The organism is Microbacterium sp. TPD7012, assembly GCF_003075395.1.
Taxonomy (GTDB): Bacteria; Actinomycetota; Actinomycetes; order Actinomycetales; family Microbacteriaceae; genus Microbacterium.
Map to the genome: position 1 here is coordinate 1 of NZ_QDFV01000002.1, position 24,160 is coordinate 24,160.

A 24,160-nucleotide genomic window follows, 5' to 3' on the forward strand; every position below is an offset into this window, starting at 1 on the left:
GGCCTTGCCGGTCTTGGCCGTGTAGTCGGCTGCTCGACGGCGACTGGGAGAACTACTTCGCCGTCGGCGCCGACTACACGGCCAAGACCGGCAAGGCCTGGTACGACCACTCCGGCTTCGTCTGGAACGCCATGGTCAACCAGCTCGACGAGGGCTACTACACCGCCGACGGCAAGGTGAACGTCGAGGACAACGCCGAGCTGAAGGAGCGCTTCGAGCTGCTGGGAGCCGCGACCGAGGGCGGCCAGTCCGCTGCGCAGACCGCCTGGGACTGGAACGGCGGCAAGTCGTTCGTCGACGGCACCTTCGCCACCTTCGTCTGCCCGGGTTGGATGCTGGGCGTCGTCCAGGGCCAGGTCGAGGCCGGCGGCGGAGACGCGGCGACCGGCTGGGACTTCGCCGACGTCTTCCCGGGAGGGGCGGCCAACTGGGGCGGCGCCTTCCTGTCGATCCCAGAGAGCTCGCAGCACCAGGAGGCGGCCGCTGAGCTCGCCGACTGGCTGACGCAGCCCGAGCAGCAGGTGAAGCAGTCCGCCGCCGCGGGCAACTTCCCCTCGACCGTCAAGGCGCAGGAGACTCTCGCCTCCGAGGCGACGCCGAACGCGTTCTTCAACGACGCACCCACCGGCGCGATCCTGGCCGAGCGCGCGAAGGGCGTCGTGGCGCAGTTCAAGGGCGCCGACGACTCCGTCATCCAGGAGAACGTCTTCGGCCCGGCTCTCAGCGGACTCGACCGCGGTGACACCGACACCCAGGGTGCCTGGGATGCCGCGATCAAGCTCCTGAACGAGCTCGTCGGCTGACAACCTCCGCCTCGACAGGCTCAGTGACCCCTCACTGGGTTGCTGAGCCTGTCGAAGCACCCCCACGCGGCCCCTTCGACCAGCTCAGGGACCCCGGTTCCGGACCAAGGAAGACCCATGACTCTCACCGATGAGCGCCGGGCGACGGCATCCGCGCCCCCGCAGAAGACGGATGCCGCGCCGAAGCGGCCGTGGCGCCATCGCGTCTCGCGCTTCGACCAGAACGCATCTCCGTACTTCTACATCTCCCCGTTCTTCCTGCTCTTCGGGCTCGTCGGACTGTTCCCGCTGCTCTACACCGTGTGGGTGGCCGTGCACGAGTGGGACCTGCTCAAGGGCGAGGGCGACTTCGTCGGCGTCGGCAACTTCGTCGAGATCCTCGGCGACTCGATGTTCTGGAACTCGATCGGCAACACCCTGAGCATCTTCCTGCTCTCCGCGATCCCGCAGCTCGCGGTCGCCCTGGTGATCGCCTATCTCCTCGACCGCGGGCTGCGCGCTCCGACGTTCTGGCGCATGAGCGTGCTCATCCCCTTCGTCGTCACGCCGGTCGCGGTCGCGATCATCTTCTCGAGCATCTTCAACGAGGCCGACGGTCTCGCCAACAACCTCCTGAACCTCATCGGCATCGCCGACCAGGAGTGGAAGCACAACACGGCGCTGTCGCACATCGCCATCGCGGTGATGGTCAACTTCCGCTGGACCGGCTACAACGCGCTCATCCTCCTCGCCGCGATGCAGGCCGTCCCGCGCGACCTCTACGAGTCCGCCGCGCTCGACGGCGCCGGGGCCGCACGCCGCTTCTTCTCCATCACCATCCCCACGATCCGGCCGACGCTGATCTTCGTGATCATCACCGCCACGATCGGCGGGCTGCAGATCTTCGCCGAGCCGCGTCTCTTCGACGTGTCGACGGCGGGCGGCATCGGCGGCAGCGATCGTCAGTTCCAGACGACCGTGCTCTTCCTCTGGGAGCTCGCCTTCTTCCGCCGCGACCTCGGTGAGGCATCCGCCGTAGCCATCCTGCTGTTCCTGCTCATCGTGGGCATCGGCGTGATCAACTTCCTGATCTCCCGTCGCATCTCCACGGGCAGCGATCCGAAGAACCGGGCTGCGCGCCGCCGCGTCCGCTCGACCAAGGAGGAGGCGCGATGACCGCCACCCAGGCCCTCAGCGTGCCGGAGAAGATCCGCCGCCGCCGCAGCGCGACCGGAGGGAACGCCGGCATCGGCAGCCGTCCCGGCTTCCTCACCTACGGCCTGCTCGCGGCCTTCATCATCGGCAGCGTGTACCCGCTGTGGTGGTCCGTGGTCGTGGCGAGCGGCACCAACGCCACCCGCGGCGAGACGCTGCCCCTCATCCCCGGCGGCAACTTCCTCGTCAACGCCGCCAAGGTCTTCGACGCGATCCCGTTCTGGCTGGCGCTCGGCAACTCCTTCCTCATCTCGGGCATCATCACGATCTCGGTCGTGACCTTCTCGACGCTCGCCGGCTACGCCTTCGCGAAGCTGCGCTTCAAGGGGCGGGACGGACTGATGATCTTCGTGATCGCGACCATGGCGATCCCCACCCAGCTCGGCATCATCCCGCTGTTCATGCTGATGCGCGAGCTCGGCTGGACCGGGTCGATCGGCGCGGTCATCGTGCCGACGCTCGTCACGGCGTTCGGGGTGTTCTTCATGCGGCAGTACCTCGTCGACGTGATCCCGGACGAGCTGATCGAGGCGGCGCGGATGGACGGCGCGAACCAGTTCCGCACCTTCCTCACCGTCGGTCTCCCGGCTGCCCGCCCCGCCATGGCGATCCTCGGCCTCTTCACGTTCATGACCGCGTGGACCGACTACCTGTGGCCGCTGATCGTGCTCTCCCCCCAGAACCCGACCCTGCAGACGGCGCTCAGCCAGCTGCAGTCCGGGTACTACATCGACTACTCGATCGTGCTCGCCGGCGCGGTGCTCGCGACCCTTCCGCTGCTCGTGCTCTTCGTGGTCGCGGGGCGGCAGCTGGTCAGTGGCATCATGGCGGGCGCGGTGAAAGGATGACCTCTATGACGCGCCCCTTCCCTTCGGACTTCCTCTTCGGCGCCGCGACGGCGGCGTATCAGATCGAAGGAGCGGCCTTCGAGGACGGACGCACCGCCTCGATCTGGGACGCGTTCTCGAAGGTGCCGGGTGCGGTGATCGGCGGCGACGACGGCGAGGTCGCGTGCGACCACTATCACCGCTACGCCGACGATGTCGCACTCATGCGCGAGATCGGGCTGCAGACGTACCGGTTCTCCACGTCATGGTCGCGGGTGCGCCCCGACGGCGGCGCCGTGAACCCGAAGGGCGTCGACTTCTACGAGCGCCTGGTCGACGAGCTGCTCGCCGCCGACATCCTGCCCTGGCTCACGCTGTATCACTGGGACATGCCGCAGGCGCTGCAGGATGCCGGGGGCTGGACCAACCGGGACACCGTCGACCGCTTCCTGGAGTACGCCGGCACCATGCACGACGCGCTGGGCGACCGGGTCAACGTCTGGACCACGCTGAACGAGCCGTGGTGCTCGTCGTTCCTGTCGTACACCGGCGGTGAGCACGCGCCGGGGCACACGAGCATCGCCGAGGGGCTGCTGGCGTCGCATCACCTGCTGCTCGCGCACGGCGCCACGGTCCGCGAGCTGCGCGGCCGCGACGCGTCGCTCAACCTCGGCATCACGCTGAACCACACGGTCGCCGACCCGGCCGACCCGCAGAACCCCGCCGACGTCGATGCCGCGCGCCGTGTCGACGGGCAGTTCAACCGCTGGTTCCTCGACCCGATCTACCGCGGGGCCTACCCGGCCGACATCGTCGAGGACATCCGGGCGGTCGATGCGGATGCCGTCGCCCTGTTCGAGGCTGCGGTCCACGATGGCGACCTCGAGACCATCTCGCAGCACATCGACACCCAGGGCGTGAACTACTACCACGGCGACTTCGTGGCGGGCGCGGCTCCCGCCGAGCCGCCGGTCTCGGGCGGTCCCGCGACCGAGCGGAAGGGGCGCAGCCCGTACCCCTCGAGCGACGGCATCCATTCGGTCGAGCGGGGTCTCCCGCGCACCGCGCAGAACTGGGAGGTGCAGCCGGAGGGGCTCACCCGCCTCCTCCAGCGCGTGTGGACCGAGTACGCGGAGCCTGCGGGAACCGTGCTCTACATGACCGAGAACGGTGCCGCCTATGACGACGTCGCCGTGGTCGAAGACGGCGAGACCCGGGTGCACGACGCCGAGCGCACCGAGTTCCTGCGCCTGCACCTCGGCGCCGTCCTGGATGCCGCGGATGCGGGCGTCGACGTGCGCGGCTACTTCTACTGGTCGATGTTCGACAACTACGAGTGGGCCTGGGGCTACGACAAGCGGTTCGGCATCGTGCGCGTCGACTACGACACGCAGGAGCGGAGCCTGAAGGACTCCGGCAGGGAGTACGCGCGCATCATCGCCGCCCGCAGCCTCTGAGCCGATCCGCCGTTCGAATCGCGCGAATGGTCGCCTGCGGGCCGGAAAAGGGACCAGTCAGCCGATTCGAACAGGGCTCCGGGGCCGGTCGACGCCGGAGATGCACGCGGAGCAGACAGAATAGGGCGATGGAAGAGAGCGTGCGGTGATGTCGTCACGGGCGACCATCGAGGAGGTGGCATCCGCTGCCGGGGTGTCCCGGTCGACGGTGTCGCGGGTGGTGAACGGCTCGACGGCGGTGAGCCCCGAGGCGCTCGCCGCGGTGCGTGCCGCGATCGACGAGCTGAGCTACGTGCCCAACCGTGCCGCCCGGTCGCTGGCATCACGGCAGACCCACGCGATCGCCCTGATCGTCCCGGAGGACACGAACCGCTTCTTCGGCGACCCGTTCTTCGCCGCGATCGTCGCCGGCATCACCGGCAGGCTCGGCGGCTCGGACTACCTGCTCAACCTGCTGATCGCCAGCGACGACCCCGGCGACAAGATGACGAGCTTCGTGCGCAACGGCGGTGTCGACGGCGCGCTGATCGTGTCGCACCACACCAGCGACGCGTTCATCGATCGGATCGCGGATGCCGTTCCTGTCGTTTACGGCGGACGCCCTGTGCGCCGACGCGAGACCGACTACGTCGTCGACGTGGACAACGTCGCCGGGGCGGAGAACGCCACCCGCCGACTGGTCGACATCGGTCGGACCCGCATCGCGACGGTCTCCGGCACGCCGACCATGGTGTCGTCGATCGACCGCATGCAGGGATTCCGGCGGGCCCTCGCGGATGCCGGGCTGCAGCCGTTCGCGGAGGAGGCCGGCGACTACAGCGAGGCCAGCGGAGCCGATGCCATGCGCCGCATCCTCGCGGCGGGTGCGCCCGACGCGGTGTTCGTCGCGAGCGACCTGATGGCGCGGGGCGCGCTCACAGCCCTGCGCTCGGCAGGACTGCGCGTTCCGGAGGATGTGGCGCTCGTCGGCTTCGACGACTCCTCGGTCGCGACGTCGACCGAGCCCGCGCTGACCACGATGCGCCAGCCGATGTACGCCCAGGGTGAGGCCATGGCGGGCGTGCTGCTGGCGCGGCTCGCGGGCGAGGAGCCGGCGCACACGACGATCCTGCCGACCGAGCTCGTGGTGCGGGAGTCGGCCTAGCGGGCTCGAGTTCGCGGCACGGGAGAGGTGAACACGGCTGTGGCCCTGGCGCCCCCTCCGGGCCAGGCCCACAGCCGTGGGTCTAGGAGCTCAGCCGAGGCCGAGCGTTCGCAGCAGGCCGCCGCCGAACAGCGAGAACGCCGTCACTCCGGCTGACAGCAGCAGCACGCCGGCGGTCCCCGCGACGGCGAGGACGGAGATCCCGCGGCCGCCGAGCCGCTGCCCGCGGAGCCCGACGGAGACGCCGGCCCTCGCGGCGATCTCGCCGGCGTCGTCGTCGCGGTACAGCGCGGTGCGCGCGGCGAAGCGGCGGTGGAACTCCTCGGCGAGCGTGATCGCGGCGGCCATGGTCTCGGCGCGATCGAATCGGGTGCTCGCGGGCAGATAGACGTAGAGCCGGTCGGAGACGAGCTCGATCTCGGCACCTGCGCCGAGGTCCAGCACCCGGGCCATGAGATCGGGCGTGAAGATGTACAGCGCGTCCTGCTGGTAGCCCTCGGGCACGATCAGGCGGAAGGTCGAGGCGAAGTCGCCCTCGAGATCCATCCGGGCCGCTCCCCGGCCGAGCCCCAGCGTGGGGATGATGCTGCGTCGCTTGTTGGCGAGCACGATGTGCGGCAGGGATGCCGGCAGCGGCAGCTCGATGAATGCGAACGGGCGCTGCACGGTCGCCCGCTCCTGCCCGCGGGATACCGAGTGGTGCACGCCGAGCTCGAACGGCATCCGCTCGTCGTCGCACGCGACGATCGCGCGCTCCTGGCCGCGCAGGACGCGGGTGAAAGCCGCTCCCGGTCGGCGGGTGTGCTCGAGCGTGTCGGCGTAGGCCCATCCGTTCTGCCAGGCGAACGCGGCGATCTTGACCCTGCGGCTCAGCCCGACGGAGTACCAGACGAATCCGACCGCGGCGAGCACGGTGTACCCGATGACGAACACCCCGAGGATCGGCGCGACCGCGAGGATGTCGGTGCGCCCGAGGAACCACAGTCCCACGAGCATCGCCGCGGCGAACAGCAGCACGGCGATGAGGATCACCACGAAGCGGCGGTGCGGCGGCATCCGGCAGATGCGCTCGTAGGCGAGGATGTCGCGGAATCCGGCGCTGCGTCGCAGCGGTTCCAGGTCGACGGTCAGCGGCTCCACGACAGCGTCGCCCACGGGCCGTTGCGCTTCTCGGTCGCGGCGGCCTTGAAGTCCGACCAGCCGTCGCCGAACTTCTCGAACGACTTCTCGTCGACGTTGCCGTCGCTCCAGTGCATGACGCGCCCCGCGATGTAGCTCAGGCCGAAGTCGGCCCACGAGGTGAAGCCGGGGCGTGCGTCGGCGTTGATCCGACGGATGATCTCCCGCGCCTCCGCGACGTCGCCGTGACCCAGCGCGACACCCCAGGTCGTCATCGCGACGGCCTGGCCCAGGGCGTACCCGTCGAGCGTCTTCACGAAGACCCCGGGCGACACGATGTCCTTGCCGACGCGCTTGCGCACCTCCGACTCGATGTACTCGATCGCGGTGACGAAGCTGCGCGCATCGCGCTTGTCGCCGCCTTCCTCCACGATCGCCGCGAGCCATTCCTTGGCCTTCGGCGTGCGGCCGAGACGTTCGGCGACCGCGGTGCGGACGGCGAGGTAGAGCGTCCACATCTCGCGGCGGCGACGGTCGCTGGTGAGGCGCTCGATGTTGTCGAGCCAGTCCTGACGCGAGTGCACGCCCCACTGGTCGACGAGCACGGACTTCTCCCGCGCGCCGAGTCCCGAGGCGGTCGGGTCGTTCCACGGACCGGAGGGGAGGTTCGTGATCTGCAGGAACCCGAGTGCGATCTCGTTGGCCTCGGCGTCGGCCGTGGAGAACTGCTCCGAGGGCTTCACCTTCGCGTCGGGCAGCAGCCAGACGACGATGAAGAACAGCACGATGACGCCGACGATCGCCCACACCCACCACTGCTCGATGAGCCAGCCGATGATCGAGCCGAGGTCATTGAAGTCGACGCGCGCGAAAGGGTGCATTGCTACTCCTGGCAGGGATGAATCCGTGGTCGTTCACAGATTGAACGAACATTCAGTGAGTAATCTATACGGCACGGGGAGGATTTCGAAAGCTGCGGTCGCGAACTCAGGAGGTGGATGCCGCATGGCGCGCTCCGACGAACGGAACAGAGTCGCGCGGGAACGCTCGCGCGAGGCGCTGCTCCAGGCGGCGATCGAGGTCTTCAGCGAGCGGGGCGTCTCGGGGGCCAGCATCGCCGAGATCACCTCCCGCGCCGGCGTCGCCCAGGGGCTCGTGAACTATCACTTCGGGGGCAAGGATCATCTGGTCGCCGCGGTGATCGACCGCTGGTTCGAGACCGTCCTCGGTTTCGCCCGCGTCGAAGGGACGCCGGACGAGGCGCTCGCCGCGGTCATCGACGGGGCCCTCATGGCGACGGCCTACGCGCTTCCGCTGCAGAGGGCCGTGCTCGCCATGCAGCAGCAGCCTGCGACGCACCGTCTCTTCGCCGAGTCCGAGGCGCGGCACGAGGCGGCCGCGACGGCGGCGGAGGATGCCGTGCGCGATCTGTTCCGCGCCCGCGGCGCCGACGACCCGGCGCTCGAGGAGGTCATGCTGCGGAGCACGCTCGAGGGGATCTTCGTGAAGTACGCGGTGTTCGGCGAGACCTATCCGCTGGAGGACGCGCGGCGATGGATGCACCGGCGCTACGGCCTGCCCGAGCCCGCCGCGCCGATGCCCATGGCACCCGTCCTCGTGCGCGACGGACAGCCCCGCCCGCGAGCGAGCGGAGCTGTCTGCCCAGGCGATTCCTGAGCGAGACGCGCCGAGACGCGCCGAGACGCGCCGCCCGGACCGCCCGGCCGTCAGGCCGGGTCGCCGCCGAGAGGGCCGACCGCCTCGAGCGGCTTCGGGTCGTCGGCGCCGGTCTTGCGGAGCCGGGCGATGAGGTTGCCGAGGTGGTAGATGAGGATCGCCGCCACCGTCGCGATGACGATGCCGCCGAGCTCGAAGCCCGATGCCTCGTCCTTGATCATGAACCCGCCGACGGCCATGATGAGCGCGACGGCGGCCGTGTACTGGTTCACCGGGCGGGAGAAGTCGACGCGGTTGTCGACCCAGATCTTGATGCCGATGACGCCGATCAGGCCGTAGAGAGCGGTGGTGACGCCGCCGAGAACGCCGGCCGGCACCGAGTTGATGACCTCGCCGAACTTCGGTGACAGGCTCAGCAGGATCGCTGCGGCGCCCGCGACCCAGTAGGCGGCGGTGGAGTAGACCCGTGTCGATGCCATGACGCCGATGTTCTCGCCGTAGGTCGTCGTGCCGGAGCCGCCGAAGAAGCCGGCCAGGGTGGTCGAGACGCCGTCGGCGATCAGGGCCTTCCCGGTCTGCTCGTTGATGGTGCTGTCACCGGTCATGGTGGCGACGCCGCGCACGTGGCCGACGTTCTCGGCGATGAGCACGAGCACGACGGGGAGGAACATGGCGAGCGCGGTCAGCGTGCCGGGCTCGGTGAAGTTCGGCAGGGTGAAGGTCGGCAGGCCGATCCAGTCCGCCTTCTCGACGGCCTCGAAGTTCAACTCCCCGCGGAACGCCGCGAAGATGTATCCCGCGATCACGCCGAGGAAGATCGAGATGCGACCGAGGAATCCTCGGAAGACCACGGCGAACACGATCGTGATGGCGAGGGTGAACGTCGCGGTGATCGGCGCCGCGGCGTAGTTGTTGTGCGCGGCGCCGGCGAGGTTGAACCCGATGAGCGCGACGATCGTGCCGGCGAGCACCGGCGGCAGGAAGCGATCGACCCACTTGACGCCCACGGTGTGCACGACGACGCCGATGATCGCGAGCAGCACGCCCACCGCGACGATGCCGGCGAGCGCGGTGCCCATGTTCGCGGATGCCGTCGCCGCGGTCACCGGCGCGATGAAGGCGAACGACGAGCCGAGGTAGCTGGGCAGCTTGTTGCGCGTGACGAGGAGGAACAGGATCGTTCCGACACCGCTGAAGAGCAGGGTCGTGGCGACCGGGAAGCCCGTGATGATCGGCACGAGGAACGTGGCGCCGAACATCGCGATCACGTGCTGGAGGCCGATCGCGATCGTGGCGGGCCAGTTCAGGCGCTCGTCCGGGCGCACGACGGCGCCGGGCTCGAGGGTGCGGCCGTCTCCATGCAGCTTCCACAGGGCCATGCGGTCTCCTCAGGTTCGGGGGATGGTCGCGCGGGGGATCGCGACCGTGCTGGAGCCACACTACCGATTCCTGAGTGTTGGCTGGGTGCCCCGACCGAAGGCGACGGCTTCCTCCACACCGACGTGCGTCGGGGCGGGTCACCCGCGGGGTCAGGCGCCGAGGCGCTCGATCAGCTCGCGGTAGCGGTCGGCCGTGCGCTCGACGATGTCGTCGGGGAGCAGCGGCGGCTCGCCCTGCTTGTCCCAGTTCGCGGCGAGCCAGTCGCGCACGATCTGCTTGTCGAAGCTCGCCATCCGCTCGCTCGGGGTGGTGCCGTTCTTCCAGGCCTCGGCATCCCAGTACCGCGAGGAATCGCTCGTGAGCACCTCGTCGGCCAGGCGCAGGACGCCATCGGGGTCTGTTCCGAACTCGAACTTGGTGTCGGCGAGGATCAGGCCCTTCTCCTCGGCGATCGCGGCCGCTCGGGCGTAGATCGCGAGCGAGGCGTCGCGCAGCTCGGCGGCGCGGTCGGCGCCGACGAGCTCGACGACCTTCTCGAAGGTGATGTTCTCGTCGTGCTCGCCCATCGGCGCCTTGTAGGCGGGCGTGAACAGGGGCTCAGGCAGCCGGTCGCCGTTCTGCAGGCCGGCGGGCAGGGGGATGCCGCAGACGGTGCCGCTCTCCTGGTACTCCGCCCATCCGGAGCCGGTGATGTAGCCGCGCACGACGCACTCGATCGGCAGCATCTCGAGCGACTGCGCGAGCATCGCACGGTCGGCGACGGACGCCGGGATCTCGCCGTCGGCGAGATGGTTGGGCACGTCGGAGAGCTGCGCGAACCACCAGCGGCTGAGCCGGGTGAGCAGGGCGCCCTTCTCGGGGATGCCGGGGGACAGCACGAAGTCGAAGGCGCTCACGCGGTCCGAGGCGACGACGAGGATGCGCGTGTCCTCCGGGTCCTCGGATGCATGCAGGTCGCGGACCTTGCCCGAGTAGATGTGCCGCCAGCCGGGGATGGTCCGTGCCGTGCCTTCTGATGAGGTGCTCACCCGCCCCATTATCCCGGTTCGTCGCGCCTGGTGTCGGCGCGGGTGCCTAGCCTGGAGGCGTGAGCGACGACACCTTCACCGAGCGGCTTCGTCTGTCCCGTCCCGTCCTCGGCGACGTCGACGCGCTGTTCCCGATCCAGACCGATCCACGCGTGTGGGCGCACTATCCGAGTCTCCGGCACACCGACCCGGCGCAGACCCTCGAGATGATCGAGAGGTGGAGGGGGAGCTGGGCCGAGGCGGGGCTCGGTTCGTGGGTCGCGCGTCTGCGCGATACCGACGAGGTCGTCGGCAACGGCGGATGCACGCTGCTGGGCGGCCGGGTGTGGAACGTCGGCTACCGGATCTCGGCGGACCATCACGGGCGGGGGCTCGCGACCGAGCTGGCGCGGGCCGGCATGGAACGGGCGCGCGCGATCGATCCCGACCGTCCTCTGGTCGCGTACCTGGTCGAGCACAACACGGCGTCGGCGCACGTCGCCGAGAAGCTCGGCCTCGCTCTCGTCCACCGGGCCCCTGATGCCGGGAACCCCGACGCGTCCGTGATGCGCCTCGTCTACGCGGATCGACCGTTGAGCTCATCGCAGCTCGACGCCGCGCTGCGCTGAGGCGGCGCGCGGTCGCGTCTTGTCCCACCGCGCCGAAAGGCGTATAGTCCACGTGGACTAATCGAGGTGGAACATGAAGGATGCCGTGGATCGGCTCACGCCCATGGGGGTGATGGTGCTCGCGCTGCTGCGCGAGGCCGACATGCATCCCTATGAGATGGTGCGGCTCATGCGCACGCGCCACGACGACCGCCTGCTCACCATCACGAACGGCACGCTCTACCACACGGTGGCGCGGCTGCAGCGGGCCGGACTGATCGACGAGGTCGGCATCGACCGGGACGGCAACCGTCCCGAGCGCACGACCTACACGCTGACGGATGCCGGGCGCGACGCGGTCATCGCCTGGGTGCGGCGGGAGCTGCCCAAGGTCGATCGTCCTGCCGAATTCCGCGTGGCTCTCGCCGAGGCGCACAACCTCGAGCACGCCGACGTCGTCGAGCTGCTGGAGGAACGTCGCGTCGCTCTCGTCGATGATCACACCATGCACCGTGACGGCCTGTCCAAGGCCAGGGCGAACTCCGTCCCCGAGCAGGTCCTCGTCGAGATCGAACGCCAGGAGGCCCTCCTCGCGGCCGAGCTGCGCTGGCTCGACTCCCTGCTCGCCCGCCTCGACGCCGACAGCATCCCCTGGGGTCCGACGAAGTTCCCCCACTCCGACCGCTACCTCGCTCAGCGAAAGGCTGCACAGCAATGACCGAATCACGACAGGCCGCCGGCCCCGAGACCGGGCCGTTCGCCGCGGGGAACGCGCCGAAGAGCCCGTGGCCCGCCCTCTGGGCGCTCGTCATCGGGTTCTTCATGATCCTCGTCGACACGACGATCGTCTCGGTGGCGAACCCGGCCATCAAGGCCGCGCTCGACCCGAACACGAACAACCTCGACAACGTGGTGTGGGTGACGAGCGCGTACCTGCTGACGTACGCCGTCCCCCTCCTCATCACCGGACGCCTCGGCGACCGCTTCGGACCGAAGAACATCTACCTCATCGGTCTCGCCATCTTCACGCTCGCCTCGCTCTGGTGCGGCCTGTCGACCTCGCTCGAAGGACTGATCGTCGCCCGCGCGGTCCAGGGTCTCGGTGCGGCGTTCATGACTCCGCAGACCATGGCCGTCATCACCCGCACCTTCCCGCCGAACCGCCGCGGCGCGGCGATGGGGCTGTGGGGTGCGACCGCCGGTGTGGCGACCCTCGTCGGTCCGCTGCTCGGAGGCGTGCTGGTCGACGGCCTCGGCTGGGAGTGGATCTTCTTCGTCAACCTGCCGGTCGGCGTGATCGCCTTCGTCGCCGCGTGGATCCTCGTACCGCGTCTGAAGACGCACCCGCACCGCTTCGACATCCTCGGCGTCGTGCTCAGCGCGCTCGCCATCTTCCTCGTGGTCTTCGGCCTGCAGGAGGGGGAGAAGTACGACTGGGGCGTCATCTGGGGCCCGATCTCGGTGTGGGGCCTGATCATCGCCGGCATCGTCGTGCTCGCGCTGTTCATCCTGCAGCAGTGGAAGACCAAGAGCGAGGCGCTCGTGCCGCTTGACCTGTTCCGCGACCGCAACTTCTCCGGCGCCAACGTCGCGATCGCCGCCGTGGGATTCGCGGTGACGAGCATGTCGCTGCCGCTGATGTTCTTCCTGCAGATCGCCCGCGGGCTCGCCCCGACTCAGGCCGCCCTGCTGATGATCCCGATGGCCGTGCTGTCCGGCGTGCTCGCCCCGCTCGCCGGACGGATCCTCGACCGCACCGACCCGCGGTTCATCCTCATCCCCGGTCTTCTCGCCTTCGCCGCCGCGCTGTTCTGGTACTCGTCGCTCGTGAACATGGACACGCCGATCTGGATGTTCCTGTTCCCGTCGGCGCTCCTCGGCATCGGCAGCGCGGGCATGTGGGGACCGCTCGCGACGACCGCCACCCGGATGCTGCCGATGCGCCAGGCCGGCGCCGGTGCCGGCATCTACAACACCACGCGCACGATCGGCTCGGTCGTGGGCTCCGCCGCGATCGCGACCTTCATGCAGGCGCGGCTCGAGGCGAACCTCCCCGGCATGGGAGATGCCGCGGGTTCGATCGGTTCGGGCGGTGCGCTGCCGGATGCCGTCGCCGAAGGCTTCTCCGCCGGCATGTCGCAGGCGATCCTGCTTCCCGCCGTCGTGATCCTCGTCGCGCTCGTCGCCTCGCTGTTCCTGCGCGGAGCTCCGAAGGGCGCGCCCGCTGCACAGCCCGACGTCACGGCATCCGCTCCGATCGAGTAGCTCCCGTCGCGAGAAGGCACCCATCCCGGTCGCGGATGGGTGCCTTCTCGCGACCTGAGCGGGCGCCGGATTCGTCACGGATTCGCCGCTGAGCCGTTTTGCGTCTCTGCCGACGATCGTGATGTCATCGGCGGATGACGATCGACCTCATCCGACCGACCACCGACCTCTTCGACAGCTGGGCCGAGGCGGTCGCCGAGTTCGGTGACGGGCACGTCGATGGATCGGGTCTGTCGGCGCCGGTCACGCCGGACCGTGAGACGCTCGAGGCCCTCATCGAGAAGGCGGTGCTGCACGCCGACGCCTCGGCGGAGCTGCCGGAGGGCCTCGTGCACGAGGACCTCTTCTGGATCGTCGAAGAGGGTGAGGTCATCGGCTTCCTCTCGTTCCGGCACGAGCTCAACGACTGGCTCCGTGAGGCGGGCGGCCACATCGGCTACGCGGTCCGTGCATCGCGGCGACGTCAGGGTCACGCGTCGGCTGCCCTCGCCCTCGGGCTCGACCGTGCCCGTGCCATGGGGCTCGAGCGGGTGCTCCTCACCTGCGACGTCGACAACGTCGCTTCCGCCCGCACGATCGAGAAGGCGGGTGGCGTCCTGCAGGACGTGAGCGACCAGTCCGAGCGCGGGCAGGGGATGCTGCGCCGGTACTGGATCGCTCTCTGACAGGCGCCGGCGAACCGGAGGTGTGAGCGGCCGCCCGTTAGGGTGGATGATCGGCGGCTGTCCGGTCGCATCATCCGATCCCGAGGAGCATCCGTCGTGATCCGCACTCCCTCCGCGCGCCTGCGCCGCTTCGGCCGCACCGCCGTCGCGTCTGCGCTGACCGCGTTCGTCGCCGCCGGCGCTCTTCTCGGCGGGGCGTCGAGCGCCGTCGCCGCCGAAGACGGCGAGACCTACGTCATCGGCACCGACACGACGTTCGCGCCCTTCGAGTTCACCGATGCGAGTGGCGACCTCGTCGGCATCGACATGGATCTGCTCCGCGCGATCGCTGCGGATCAGGGCTTCGAGGTCGAGATCCGACAGCTCGGGTTCGACGCGGCCGTGCAGGCGCTGCAGGCGAACCAGGTGGATGCCGTCATGGCCGGCATGTCGATCACCGAGGAGCGCGAGCAGACGTTCGACTTCAGTGAGCCGTACTTCACCAGCGGCATCCAGCTCGGCGTTCTCGAGTCCAGCGACATCCAGTCCCTCGACGACCTCGACGGCGAGGCCGTGGCGGTCAAGACCGGCACGCAGGGGCAGACCTTCGCCGAGGAGAACCAGGACGAGTACGGCTTCACCGTCACCCCCTACTCCGACACGACCGACATGGTCGACGCCGTGAAGGCCGGCCAGGCCGTCGGCTACTTCGAGGACTTCCCGGTGCTGGCCTACGGCATCCAGCAGGGCTCCGGATTCCGCCTGGTCGGCGAGCCCGAGCTCGGCGGCGAGTACGGCTTCGCGGTCAACAAGGGCATGAACCCCGAGCTGATCGAGATGTTCAACGCAGGTCTCGCGAACCTGCAGGAATCCGGCGAGTACGACAAGATCGTCGACGCGTATCTCGCGGGCGGCGAGAAGTCGGCGCAGGCGACCGACATCTTCTCGGTCGCGGTGCAGTACTGGCCGGCGCTCATGCAGGGCCTCTGGCTCACGATCCTCGCCACGCTGGTCGCGCTCGTGGCCGCCTTCATCCTCGGACTGGTGTTCGGCTTCGGACGCATCTCGAAGTTCGCGCCGTTCCGCTGGCTCGCGACGGCCTACGTTTTCGTGTTCCGCGGCACGCCGATCCTCGTGCAGGCGTTCTTCGTGTTCTTCGCCATCCCGCAGCTGTTCCCGGGTCTGACGTTCAACCCGTTCGTCGCGGGCGCGATCACGCTGTCGCTCAACACGGGTGCGTACATGACCGAGATCATCCGCGGCGGCATCCAGGCGGTCGATCCCGGTCAGGCCGAGGCCTCCCGCTCGCTGGGTCTCGGGCACTGGAAGACGATGCAGAAGGTCGTGCTCCCGCAGGCGTTCCGCATCATGATCCCGTCCTTCGTCAATCAGGGCATCATCACCCTGAAGGACACGTCGCTGATCAGCGTCATCGGTCTGGCCGAGCTCACGTTCGTGTCGCGCCAGATCATCGCCTCCACCTACCTGTCGGCACAGGTGCTGACCATCGTCGCCATCATCTACTTCGTCGTGATCACGCTGCTGACGCTGCTCGCGAACCGCCTGGAGAGGAAGTTCAACGCATGAGCAAGATCGAGGTCAAGGATCTGCACAAGTCGTTCGGCGACAACCAGGTGCTCAAGGGCATCGACCTGACGGTCGAAGACGGCGAAGTCGTCGCGGTCATCGGCCCCTCGGGGTCCGGCAAGTCGACGCTGCTGCGGTGCCTGAACAAGCTCGAGGAGCCCACGTCCGGGCACGTCGTCATCGACGGCGTCGACCTCACCGACAAGAGCGTCAAGCTCGACGAGGTGCGGCAGCGCATCGGCATGGTGTTCCAGCACTTCAACCTGTTCCCGCACATGACGGTGCTCGAGAACATCACCCTCGCGCCGACCGAGCTCGGGAAGCTGTCGAAGGCGCAGGCCCGCGAGCGGGCGATGTCACTGCTCGAGCGTGTGGGTCTGGCCGAGAAGGCCGATGCGAAGCCGGCATCCCTCTCCGGCGGTCAGAAGCAGCGTGTGGCGATCGCCCGCGCGCTCGCGATGGACCCCGAGATCATGCTGTTCGACGAGGCGACGAGCGCGCTCGACCCCGAGATGGTGGGCGAGGTGCTGCAGGTCATCCGCGACCTCGCATCGGGCGGTATGACCATGGTGCTGGTGACCCACGAGATGGGCTTCGCTCGCGAGGTCTCCGGTCGCACGGTCTTCATGGACGGCGGCGTCGTGGTGGAGGAGGCCCCGCCTGCCGAGCTGTTCGGCGCCCCGAAGAACGAGCGTCTGAAGGATTTCCTCTCGAAGGTGCTCTGACCCCCTGGGTGGAGCGCGCCCGGACCCCGCGCCGACCTAGTCGGCGAGGGGCTGCGCGGGCGCGACGGCGGCATCGGATGCCGGCGCGGGGGGCCTGTGCCGACGGATCGTCGCGCTGACCAGGGCCGCCACCGCGCACAGGCCGGCGGCCGCGAACCACGCGAACGTGTACTGACCAGTGTGGTCGCGCACGATCCCGGCGAGGATCGAGGCGATGCCGGCGCCGATCTGGTGCGCCGCGAACACCCAGCCGAACACGAGCGGGCCCTTGGTGCCGAAGACCTCGCGGCAGAGGGCGATCGTCGGCGGGACGGTCGCGACCCAGTCGAGCCCGTAGATCACGATGAACACCACGATGCTCGGCTGCACCTCGGCCGAGAGCAGGCTCGGCAGGAACAGCAGGCTCACGCCGCGCAGCGCGTAGTAGGCGGCGAGGAGGATGCGGGGGTTCACGCGGTCGGTCAGCCAGCCCGAGAACACCGTTCCGACGATGTCGAAGATGCCCACCACCGCAAGCAGCCCGGCGGCCGTCGTCGTCGCCATCCCGTGGTCGTGGGCGCTGGGGATGAAGTGGGTGCCGATCAGGCCGTTGGTCGTCGCGCCGCAGATCGCGAAGCCGATGGCGAGTGCCCAGAAGGTCTTCGTGCGTGCGGCATCCCGCAGCGTGGTGAGCGCGAGGCGAGCCGCGCCCCATGCCGAGCCGCGCGGCGCGGGCGCGGGTGCGGCGTAGGGCTCGGTCTCTCCGTAGCGTGTGACACCGAGGTCGCTCGGTCGGTTGCGGAGGAAGATCCAGACGAGGGGCGCGACTGCGAGCGCTCCTCCCGCGATGATGAGGGATGCTCCTCGCCAGCCGACGTCCTCGGCGGCAGCGGCGATCACCGGCAGGAAGATCAGCTGTCCGGTGGCACTGCCGGCCGTGAGCACGCCGGACACGAGCCCTCGCCGGGTGGCGAACCAGGTGTCGGTGATGGTGGCGGCGAAGACGAGCGCCATCGATCCGGTGCCGAGCCCGATCAGCACGCCCCAGGTGAGGATCAGCTGCCCCGGCGTCGCGACGAAGACGCTGAGCGCCGCCCCGGCCCCGATCACGAACAGCGCGACGACGGTCACGGCGCGGATGCCGAAGCGCTGCATCAGTGCGGCCGCGAAAGGGGCGATGAGCCCGTAGAGCAGGAGGTTGATCGACACGGCGAGCGACAGCTCCGCGGTCGTCCATCCGAACTCCTCCTCCAGCGGCACCATCAGCACACCCGGCGCGGCGCGGAACCCGGCGGCGCCGATGAGGGCGATGAGCGCGACCAGTGCGACCGTCCACGCCGGGTGGAAGCGCCGCGGCCTGCCGTCGGTGCGGCCGGTCGGGGTGCTGGTGGGCTCCTCCACCGATTCGGCGGTCACGCCACGACTCCCGCGAGGAGGGCGAACGGGACATCGCCCATGCTGCGTCGCGCCCATCGCGTGCTGTCGGCGTCGAGCGGCGCGGCGCAGGGCGCGCACCAGTCGGCGGATGCCGCGACCTCGCCGCAGCGTCCGCAGGTCACCGTCAGCCCCCACTCGCCCTCGGGGTCGGTGATGTGCGCGAAGCGCGCGTACGCGTGCAGGATCGGGAGCGTCTCGCGGCCGGCATCCGTCATGCGGTAGCCCGATCGCGGGTCGTCGTCGCGGACGAGCAGACCGGTGTCGACCATCGAGCTCAGCCGCCGGGAGAGCACCGAGTCGGCGGCCCCGGTGGCGTCGCGCAGCTGGTCGAAGCGATTCCGGCCCGAGAACAGCTCGCGCAGGATGAGCAGCACCCAGGGGTCGGCGAGCACATCGGCGGAACGGGCTATCGGGCAGGTCGTGGTCGACCAGTCGGAGCGGAGCGGCATCCGCCCACTTTCTTGAAGAAAGCGAGCGCTGTCAAGACGGGTGAGGCCGGAGATCGGAGGTTGGCAGGAATCTCGGACGATTCGGCAGGAATCCTCCGATCGGAGCGCCTCTAGTCCGCGACGCGGGCCGCGATGTCGGTGCGGTAGTGCGATCCGTCGAGACGGATGCGTCCGATCGCCTCGTAGGCGCGATCGCGCGCGGTACGGAAGTCGGATGCCACGGCGACGACGTTCAGCACCCGGCCGCCGGTCGCGACCAGCGATCCGCCCGGCGCGTCCGGGCTCGCGGTCGCGGCGTGCACGAGTCGCACGCCCTCGACGGCGGCCGCATCCTCGAGTCCCTCGATCGGGCGTCCGGTCTGGGGTGCCTCGGGGTAGCCCTCGCTGGCGAGCACGACCGTGATCGCGACGTCGTCGCTGAAGACCGGCTGCGGCTGGTCCTCGAGGGTGCCGGATGCCGCGGCGAACAGCAGCTCCGAGAGCGGGGTGACGAGTCGGGGCAGCACGATCTGCGTCTCGGGATCGCCGAAGCGCGCGTTGAACTCGATCACCCGGATGCCCGCGGGAGTGAGGATGAGCCCCGCGTAGAGCAGGCCGATGAACGGGGTGCCCTCGGCGTCGAGCTGGCGGATGACGGGGAGTGCGACGTCGCGGGTGACCTCGTCGACGAAGGCCTTCTCGCTGCCGAACTGCTCGTCGAGCCACGGCAGCGGCGAGTAGGCGCCCATTCCGCCCGTGTTGGGGCCGGCGTCGCCGTCGAGCGCACGCTTGAAGTCCTGCGCCGGGCTGAGCGCGCGCACCGTGTCGCCGTCGCTCAGGAAGAAGAGTGAGACCTCGGGGCCGGACAGGAACTCCTCCACGAGCACAGGGCCCGAGGGGAGATAGTGCTCGGCGTGCGCGAGCGCCTCGGCGCGGTCGGACGTCACGATGACGCCCTTGCCCGCCGCAAGCCCGTCGGCCTTGACCACGTACGGTGCGCCGAGCTGGTCGAACGCGTCCTCGACGCCGGCCGGGGTCGAGGCGCGCACGGCACGTCCGGTCGGCACGCCGGCGGCATCCATCACGCGCTTCGCGAACGACTTCGAGCCCTCGAGCTGCGCCGCCGCCTTGCCCGGTCCGAACACCGGAACACCATGGGCGCGCAGGGCGTCGGCGACACCAGCGACCAGAGGGGCCTCGGGGCCGACCACGACGAGGTTGATCGCGTGCTCGTTCGCGAACGCGGTGACTGCGGCGCCGTCGAGCGGATCGACCGTGACGGGGGTCGCGTCCTGCGCGATGCCGGCGTTGCCGGGGGAGACGAAGATCTCGTGCTCCGCGTGCTCTGCCCGCAGAGCGAGGATGATCGCGTGCTCACGAGCACCGGAACCGAGGACGAGAATCTTCACCGGTCCAGCCTACCGAGCGCGGCCGTCGCGTTTCGGTGTGCGCGTGCGGCGTTCACGATTCAGTCGAATCGCGATGGAAGGTGCGTGTCCGGGGAGTTTCAGGGCGTTCTGGGCGAGTTCTTGCTGAATTGTGAACGCCGACGGGCGCGCTCTCGCCTCGCGCCGCGGCGCGTGTCAGAGCTCGATCGGGCGCTCGACCGTGCGGTCCCAGGGCAGGGTCCAGCCGGCGGCGTCGAAGAGCGCGTCGAGCACCATCGCCGTGAAGCCCCAGACGATCGTGCCGTCGACGTCGAACGCGGGCCCGCGGAACGTCTGCCCCAGCCGATGAAGCGTCGAGGTGAAGCGGGTCTCGGGGTCGAGCAGCTGCGCGACCGGCACGCGGAAGACGTCCACGGTCTCGGCGTGGTCCACGGCGACGACGCGCGACGGGGACCGCCACCAGCCCAGCACCGGCGTGACCAGGTGGTTGCTGGCCGCGAGCGGGATCTCCGGCAGCGTGGCCAGGACCTCGACGCCCGCGGGGTCGAGGCCGGTCTCCTCCTGCGCCTCGCGGAGCGCGGTGGCGATGGCATCGGCATCCGTCTTCTCGCGGCGTCCGCCGGGGAACGAGACCTGCCCGGGGTGCGACGAGAGGGTGGCGGCGCGCCGCTGCAGCAGGACATCGAGGTCGGCGGCCACGGTGCGCTCGTCCGTCTGCGCCGGGATGCTGTCGAGCCGGCCGAAGAGCACCAGCACGGATGCCGGGTGCGCGCCGTCGAACACCGCAGGGAAGCCCTTCGCCCACCCGTCGCTGCGCTGTGCTGTCGCGAGCAGCTCGGCGCGGGCGCCATGCAGGGTGTCGGGGTCGGGGCTCATCGATTCGAGCCTATGCCTGTCGGAGGCGTTCGGGGCGGGCGCGCGAGGCGGTTTCGTGCGCGTACCCTCGTTCTCATGCCCTCCCGCAGGATCGACATCATCGACGGACGCGCGGCCCTCGACGCCGTGCGCGCCGCGGATGCCGCCGGCTCGACGCCGCAGCGCACCGATCTCGCCACCGCCGTGCGCTACCTGCTGCAGCTGCTCGACGAGAAGGCCCCGGGCAACAGCGTCGAGGTGCGTGTGCCGCCCTTCGGGGCCGTGCAGGTCATCCAGGGGCCGCGGCACACGCGTGGCACCCCGCCGAACGTCGTCGAGATGGATGCCGCGACCTGGATCGCCGTCGCCACGGGTGCCGAGATCTGGACGGATGCCGAGACGGCAGGGCGCATCGCGGCCTCCGGAACTCGTGCCAGCCTTGTGGACGTGCTGCCGCTCCGTCCCTAGTCTGCATCGGGGCCCTTCGACAGGCTCAGGGATCCAGGGTGTGGCCCTTCGACAGGCTCAGGGACCCAGGGTTGGGCCCTTCGACAGGCTCAGGGACCCGGGGTGTGTCGAAGCATCGTCGCGCGGGACGGTCACCTGCCCTCAGCGCCGCGCGACGACCAGGGGCACGGCCGTGACGGGGTGCGGGAAGACGTCGACGGGCTGGCCGTAGACCTCCTCGATGCGCGCGGCCGTGAGCACCTCGGCGGGCGGGCCGGAGGCGACGACGCGGCCCTCCGAGAGCAGCGTGACCCGGTCGGCGTGCGCGAGGGCGGCGTTCAGGTCGTGCAGCACGATCGCGACGGCGACTCCGGCATCCGCTCGTGCGCGGATCAGCCGCATCACGTCCTCATGGTGCTTGAGGTCGAGCGCGGCCGTGGGCTCGTCGAGCAGCAGGATGCCGGTGCTCTGGGCGATCACGCGGGCGAGGGCGACGCGGGCGCGCTCGCCGCCGGAGAGCGAGGTCACCGCACGTGCGCGCAGCGCCGTCACCTCGGTCAGGTCCATCGCCGAGGCGACCACGAGATCGTCGTCGTCCGCGGCGGGGGTGCGGGCCCAGGGTGCCCGTCCCATCCGCACGACCTGCTCGGCGCGGAACGGGAACGTCACGGTGTTCTCCTGCAGGAGCACCGCGCGCTGCCGAGCCAGGGCCCGGGCGCGCACGTCTCCGATCGGCTGATCGTCGAGGACGACCTCACCGGACTGCGCGGGGACATCGCCCGCGAGGACGCCGAAGAGCGTGGTCTTTCCGGCGCCGTTGGGTCCCACGAGTGCGTGGATCTCGCCGGCATGGATCGTGATCGATGCGTCTTCGAGGATCGCGCGTCCCTCGCCGACGCGCACCGTGAGGTCGGCGCCGCGCAGCCGCACGCTCATGCCCACCCTCCAGAGCGCCGCCGCGTGCGCACGAGCAGCCAGAGGAAGAACGGCCCGCCCACGAGCGAGGTGATCATGCCGATCGGCAGGTCGGCCAGCGGCACCGCGGTGCGCGCGACGAGATCCGCGACGGCGATGAGCAGCGCTCCTCCGACCGCGGACGCGATCACGAGCGGCAGATGCGCGGGACCGATCACCATGCGCATCAGGTGCGGCACGACGAGACCCGCGAAGCCGATGATGCCCGCGAAGGCGACGGCCGCGCAGACCAGGATCGCGACGGTCACGATCACGACCATCCGCAGCAGCTCGACGTTCACGCCGAGGTGCCGAGCGGTGCGCTCGCCGAGGGAGAAGAGGTCGAGCGTGGGGGCCACGATGAGGGCGATCACGATGCCGATCCCCACGAGCGGGGCTATCAGCTGGATGTTCGACCAGAGGGCGCCGTTGAGCGAACCGAGCTGCCAGAACACGATCTGCTCACGGGTCGACGTCGTGCCCAGGAAGGTGAAGAACGCCATGCCCGCGCCCGCGATCGCGTTGATCGCGATGCCGGTGAGCAGCAGCGTCACGACCTCGGTGCGCCCTCCGGAACGGCTGATGAAGTAGACGGCGAGCACCGCCGCGAGGCCGCCGAGGAAGGCGAATGCCGGTGTTGTCCACATCCCGAACGTGGCGAGGCCCAGGGTGATGCTTCCCGCGGCACCGAGAGCAGCGCCCGAGGAGACGCCGACGACGCCGGCATCCGCCAGCGGGTTGCCGAAGATCGCCTGCATGAGCACGCCCGAGACGGCCAGGGCAGCGCCCACGAGCAGTCCGAGCACGAGGCGCGGCATCCGCAGGTTGAAGATCACCCCGTAGTCCGTCGAGGCGGACGGGGCCCACGCGGTGTCGATGCCTATGCCGCGCAGCAGCACGCCGACGAGGGCCGTGGGGGACAGGTCGTACTGCCCGCTCGTGATCGAGGCGATGCAGGTGATCGCGAGCGCGACGATCAGGCCGACCAGGACCAGGACGAAGCGCAGCCCCCGATGCGCACCCGGCGTCGAGGTGACGACCTCGGAGGTCGTTGCCGTCGAGGTCACTGCTGGGGCTCGGGGGCGTACAGGGCGCGGGCGAGAGCGCCGATGACGTCGGCGGAGCGCGGCCCGAAGCTGAGGATCTCGCTGTCGGCCATGTCGATCACGCGACGGTTGGCACCGGCGGGGGTCTCGGCGACCGCGGGGATCCGCTCGATGAGCCCGTCGATGCCGCCGACCGATTCCAGGCCGTCCGTCATCATCACGAGCACATCGGGGCGTGCGGCGACGAGCGCCTCGGCCGTCATCGGCTTCATGCCCTCCCAGCCGATCTCACCGGCGACATCGACACCGCCCACGGCGTCGATGAGCGAATCGGCGCCGGAGTCCTCGCCGAAGATGTAGTACACGTTCGCGTTGCCGCGCACGTAGAGGAAGAGCATCCGGGCGCGATCCTCCTCGGCGGCCGGGACCACCTCGGCGATCTCGGCGAGAGAGGCGTCGAGGGCGACATCCAGCCGCTCGATGAGGGCGTCGCCGCGGGTCGGCACGCCGAGGGCTGCGGCGATCTCGGTGACCAGCTCGTCGGTCGTGTCGATGCGGCGGTCGCTGGAGACGACGATCACGGCGATGCCGGCATCGCGCAGCTGCTGACGGATCTCCTTCGGCCCGATCGAGGTGTCGGTCAGGATCACGGTCGGCGCGAGCTCGAGGATCGCCTCCGCGTTGAGGGTGTGCCCGGTCTTGGTCACGACGGGAAGCTCCTCGGTGCCGGCGAAGGCGGTCGACGAGTCGCGGCCGACCACCTGGTCACCGAGGCCGAGCGCGAACACCGTGGCGGCGATCGTGCCGGAGATGTCGATGGGAAGGATGCGATCGATGTCGGTGATCTCGACCTCGCGGCCTTCGCTGTCGGTCACGGTCACGGGCAGCTTCGGCGCGGTGTCGTCGTCGACCGCCTCGATCGCGCGGCTCGACAGGCAGGCCGTCGACCCGCCCGTGACCGCGCGGACGTCGTCGACCAGGTCCAGCGAGGAGAGCGGAGCGGATGCCGAGGGGCAGGTGTCTGCGGACTCGGAAGGGGCTGCCGCGGTCGCACCCGGCTCGGCGCACGCGGTGAGTCCGACGGCGAGAGCCGCGGCGATGAGGAGGGCAAAGGCGCGACGCATTAGGCAAGGCTATCCTAAAACTTGACGCGCTCCGAGGTCGCCCCCTACGCTCGGGGCCGTGGGCT

Annotated in this window: 24 protein-coding genes; 13 read left to right on the plus strand and 11 right to left on the minus strand. The window is 69.8% G+C overall.

Annotated features, from left to right (window positions below):
* The 5 genes from DC434_RS04115 to DC434_RS04135 all read left to right on the plus strand — a co-directional run.
* A partial coding sequence (locus DC434_RS04115) for an extracellular solute-binding protein (RefSeq protein ID WP_116634042.1) occupies window positions 1–803 on the plus strand: 803 nt, incomplete at its 5' end.
* A 117-nt stretch (window positions 804–920) separates the two neighbouring features.
* The gene (locus DC434_RS04120; protein ID WP_243408804.1) at window positions 921–1,958 is read left to right on the plus strand and encodes a sugar ABC transporter permease; all 1,038 of its coding nucleotides are present in this window, start codon (window positions 921–923) and stop codon (window positions 1,956–1,958) included.
* Entirely contained in the window at window positions 1,955–2,845 is an 891-nt protein-coding gene (locus DC434_RS04125) for a carbohydrate ABC transporter permease (protein ID WP_116634043.1), read from the plus strand. Before DC434_RS04120 ends, DC434_RS04125 begins: the two co-directional genes overlap by 4 nt.
* Before the next feature lie 5 nt (window positions 2,846–2,850).
* Complete coding sequence (locus tag DC434_RS04130) at window positions 2,851–4,281, plus strand: GH1 family beta-glucosidase (RefSeq protein WP_116634044.1); 1,431 nt, start codon at window positions 2,851–2,853, stop codon at window positions 4,279–4,281.
* A gap of 145 nt (window positions 4,282–4,426) precedes the next feature.
* Window positions 4,427–5,425 (plus strand): LacI family DNA-binding transcriptional regulator, encoded by a 999-nt coding sequence (locus tag DC434_RS04135; protein ID WP_279303201.1) that lies wholly within the window; start codon window positions 4,427–4,429, stop codon window positions 5,423–5,425.
* 90 nt (window positions 5,426–5,515) lie between these two features.
* Here the strand turns inward: DC434_RS04135 and DC434_RS04140 are convergent, their stop codons facing one another.
* Window positions 5,516–6,580 carry a hypothetical protein gene (locus DC434_RS04140; RefSeq protein ID WP_116634046.1) on the minus strand — a complete coding sequence of 355 codons (1,065 nt, stop codon included), beginning with the start codon at window positions 6,578–6,580 and terminating at the stop codon, window positions 5,516–5,518.
* Entirely contained in the window at window positions 6,553–7,425 is an 873-nt protein-coding gene (locus DC434_RS04145) for a DUF1266 domain-containing protein (protein WP_116634047.1), read from the minus strand. Before DC434_RS04145 ends, DC434_RS04140 begins: the two co-directional genes overlap by 28 nt.
* Window positions 7,426–7,549: 124 nt before the next feature.
* Here DC434_RS04145 and DC434_RS04150 point away from each other — a divergent pair, with 124 nt between their 5' ends.
* Window positions 7,550–8,221, plus strand: a complete 672-nt coding sequence (locus DC434_RS04150) for a TetR family transcriptional regulator (RefSeq protein WP_116634048.1) — start codon at window positions 7,550–7,552, stop codon at window positions 8,219–8,221.
* 50 nt (window positions 8,222–8,271) lie between these two features.
* On the opposite strand, the gene DC434_RS04155 is transcribed toward DC434_RS04150, so the two are convergent.
* Window positions 8,272–9,600, minus strand: coding sequence for a solute carrier family 23 protein (locus DC434_RS04155; protein ID WP_116634049.1), 1,329 nt, complete (start codon window positions 9,598–9,600; stop codon window positions 8,272–8,274).
* A 150-nt stretch (window positions 9,601–9,750) separates the two neighbouring features.
* Window positions 9,751–10,638 carry a phosphoribosylaminoimidazolesuccinocarboxamide synthase gene (locus DC434_RS04160; RefSeq protein ID WP_165807994.1) on the minus strand — a complete coding sequence of 296 codons (888 nt, stop codon included), beginning with the start codon at window positions 10,636–10,638 and terminating at the stop codon, window positions 9,751–9,753.
* A 50-nt stretch (window positions 10,639–10,688) separates the two neighbouring features.
* Here DC434_RS04160 and DC434_RS04165 point away from each other — a divergent pair, with 50 nt between their 5' ends.
* From DC434_RS04165 to DC434_RS04190, 6 genes are all read left to right on the plus strand, one after another.
* Window positions 10,689–11,237, plus strand: coding sequence for a GNAT family N-acetyltransferase (locus DC434_RS04165; RefSeq protein ID WP_116634050.1), 549 nt, complete (start codon window positions 10,689–10,691; stop codon window positions 11,235–11,237).
* A 73-nt stretch (window positions 11,238–11,310) separates the two neighbouring features.
* Complete coding sequence (locus DC434_RS04170; protein ID WP_116634051.1) at window positions 11,311–11,934, plus strand: PadR family transcriptional regulator; 624 nt, start codon at window positions 11,311–11,313, stop codon at window positions 11,932–11,934.
* Window positions 11,931–13,481 (plus strand): DHA2 family efflux MFS transporter permease subunit, encoded by a 1,551-nt coding sequence (locus tag DC434_RS04175; RefSeq protein ID WP_116634052.1) that lies wholly within the window; start codon window positions 11,931–11,933, stop codon window positions 13,479–13,481. Before DC434_RS04170 ends, DC434_RS04175 begins: the two co-directional genes overlap by 4 nt.
* Window positions 13,482–13,615: 134 nt before the next feature.
* Window positions 13,616–14,146, plus strand: coding sequence for a GNAT family N-acetyltransferase (locus DC434_RS04180; protein WP_116634053.1), 531 nt, complete (start codon window positions 13,616–13,618; stop codon window positions 14,144–14,146).
* Between the two features lie 96 nt (window positions 14,147–14,242).
* The gene (locus tag DC434_RS04185; RefSeq protein ID WP_116634733.1) at window positions 14,243–15,712 is read left to right on the plus strand and encodes an amino acid ABC transporter substrate-binding protein/permease; all 1,470 of its coding nucleotides are present in this window, start codon (window positions 14,243–14,245) and stop codon (window positions 15,710–15,712) included.
* A complete protein-coding gene (locus DC434_RS04190) occupies window positions 15,709–16,437 on the plus strand; it encodes an amino acid ABC transporter ATP-binding protein (RefSeq protein WP_116634054.1) in 729 nt (242 codons plus the stop codon). The genes DC434_RS04185 and DC434_RS04190 overlap by 4 nt, the downstream gene beginning before the upstream one ends.
* Before the next feature lie 36 nt (window positions 16,438–16,473).
* On the opposite strand, the gene DC434_RS04195 is transcribed toward DC434_RS04190, so the two are convergent.
* From DC434_RS04195 to DC434_RS04210, 4 genes are all read right to left on the minus strand, one after another.
* Window positions 16,474–17,817: an MFS transporter gene (locus DC434_RS04195; RefSeq protein ID WP_243408859.1), complete on the minus strand. Its 1,344-nt coding sequence runs from the start codon at window positions 17,815–17,817 to the stop codon at window positions 16,474–16,476.
* Between the two features lie 11 nt (window positions 17,818–17,828).
* The gene (locus DC434_RS04200; protein WP_116634056.1) at window positions 17,829–18,302 is read right to left on the minus strand and encodes a helix-turn-helix domain-containing protein; all 474 of its coding nucleotides are present in this window, start codon (window positions 18,300–18,302) and stop codon (window positions 17,829–17,831) included.
* 110 nt (window positions 18,303–18,412) lie between these two features.
* Window positions 18,413–19,690 carry a phosphoribosylamine--glycine ligase gene (gene purD / locus DC434_RS04205; RefSeq protein WP_116634057.1) on the minus strand — a complete coding sequence of 426 codons (1,278 nt, stop codon included), beginning with the start codon at window positions 19,688–19,690 and terminating at the stop codon, window positions 18,413–18,415.
* Between the two features lie 174 nt (window positions 19,691–19,864).
* Entirely contained in the window at window positions 19,865–20,545 is a 681-nt protein-coding gene (locus tag DC434_RS04210) for a CoA pyrophosphatase (protein ID WP_116634058.1), read from the minus strand.
* 75 nt (window positions 20,546–20,620) lie between these two features.
* On the opposite strand from DC434_RS04210, the gene DC434_RS04215 reads away from it, so the two are divergent.
* On the plus strand, window positions 20,621–20,992 hold the full coding sequence (locus tag DC434_RS04215) for a sterol carrier family protein (RefSeq protein WP_116634059.1): 372 nt from the start codon (window positions 20,621–20,623) through the stop codon (window positions 20,990–20,992).
* 141 nt (window positions 20,993–21,133) lie between these two features.
* On the opposite strand, the gene DC434_RS04220 is transcribed toward DC434_RS04215, so the two are convergent.
* From DC434_RS04220 to DC434_RS04230, 3 genes are read right to left on the minus strand one after another with little or no spacing between them, the layout of a single operon-like run.
* Entirely contained in the window at window positions 21,134–21,907 is a 774-nt protein-coding gene (locus DC434_RS04220; RefSeq protein ID WP_116634060.1) for a heme ABC transporter ATP-binding protein, read from the minus strand.
* Window positions 21,904–22,992, minus strand: a complete 1,089-nt coding sequence (locus DC434_RS04225) for an iron ABC transporter permease (RefSeq protein WP_116634061.1) — start codon at window positions 22,990–22,992, stop codon at window positions 21,904–21,906. The genes DC434_RS04220 and DC434_RS04225 overlap by 4 nt, the downstream gene beginning before the upstream one ends.
* Window positions 22,989–24,095, minus strand: coding sequence for an ABC transporter substrate-binding protein (locus tag DC434_RS04230; protein WP_116634062.1), 1,107 nt, complete (start codon window positions 24,093–24,095; stop codon window positions 22,989–22,991). Before DC434_RS04230 ends, DC434_RS04225 begins: the two co-directional genes overlap by 4 nt.
* Window positions 24,096–24,160: the final 65 nt, after the last annotated feature.